This is a genomic window from Acinetobacter sp. YH12252 (genome assembly GCF_013417365.1).
GTDB lineage: Bacteria > Pseudomonadota > Gammaproteobacteria > Pseudomonadales > Moraxellaceae > Acinetobacter > Acinetobacter towneri.
In genome coordinates, this window is record NZ_VPEA01000044.1 from 1 (window position 1) to 1237 (window position 1237).

Here is a 1237-nt window from a genome sequence, read left to right on the forward strand (position 1 = left end):
CAAAATGACACCAAATGAGTTTTACTATGATCAGCTACCCCAACAAAACAAGGTGGCTTAACTAGAGCGGAATATCACTTATAAATACGCTTTTAGTTGTTCAAACAAGTGGAACCACCTCTGTTTGCCATAGGCATACTAATCAGAGTATGAAAAAGAAACTCCTCTCTCTGCAAATTCTTGATTGAAAACACTAAGAACCTTCATACTAAAAGTATAATAAATAAGTACTAGCCTTTCTATTATGGTGATGTCGTTCATATTCCAAGATATTCTCCGATCATCTAATAACCCCTCCCAACTAGGATCGTTTATTTTAGGTATAGATTGACTGCCGTAAGAAGGTATTTGATCAACTAAATGACGCATATCATCGAGTTTTTGATTTGATAGGGGTTACCCCAGAATTTGGAGAAAATAGTACGACAAGGAATTTTGTCGACTAATTAATTTATTAAAATCAAAGATTTATATTTTTATGCTTTGCCTGTCTGCTAGAGATTGGCAACATGCAATTTAATTGAAAGATTTTTAACGAAGTTCTTAAATAACAACTACATAGAAGTAAATAAATGTACTTACCGCCCTATAATTTCCGTTTTCTGTGCTGACCCCTAATATAGCAGTTTTTCACTGAATAGAACTCAGATAACTTATCATTTGGTGATAGTCAGAAGCCTTTATTCCCTTAAAATAATTTTTGTTTTTGATATCAAGGACTACTTCTACCACAACCTGTAAACAGCGAATAAAAATCTTAAAATTTAAACCCTAATTTCGATAAGAAGGGTAAATATACTTTCTGCTTTTCACTATCTAATAATGCTTCAGCAATTTGTTCAGCAAACACATCGTAACTTCGACCTGCTTGCCCTTGTGCCAAATACGATGCCTCATGTAATTGAGATATTTTTTTAGCGAAGGCAAAGCGTTGATTATCGGTCATGGTTATAAACATATCTACTGTATGTGGATCACGCTCTGTCTTTTCAGCTTTTACCGTTTTGGGCTTGGTTCTTTGTTTAAATTTAAAGGTAAATCCTGTAATAGTGCGACCTTGCTTGTGTTGCTCATATTCAGCAATAATATCCGTGTGTTCGTTAATTTGACGGCACTGTTGCAAATAGAGATTTGAGTCGATGATGTTCCCTTTAAAAAGTGCTTAGAGACCGAAAACCCTGTTGATTAGACACACTTCACCCTGAGGCTGACCATAATAAAATGACGATGCTTGTCC

1 protein-coding gene and 1 pseudogene are annotated in these 1237 nt (G+C 35.0%); both read right to left on the minus strand.

What is annotated here, in order from left to right; translation table 11 throughout:
- Positions 1-757: 757 nt before the first annotated feature.
- Entirely contained in the window at positions 758-1123 is a 366-nt protein-coding gene (locus tag FTV28_RS13450) for a RepB family plasmid replication initiator protein (RefSeq protein WP_218944957.1), read from the minus strand.
- 39 nt (positions 1124-1162) lie between these two features.
- Positions 1163-1237 (minus strand): annotated as a pseudogene (locus FTV28_RS13455) (IS6 family transposase); the annotation flags it as partial.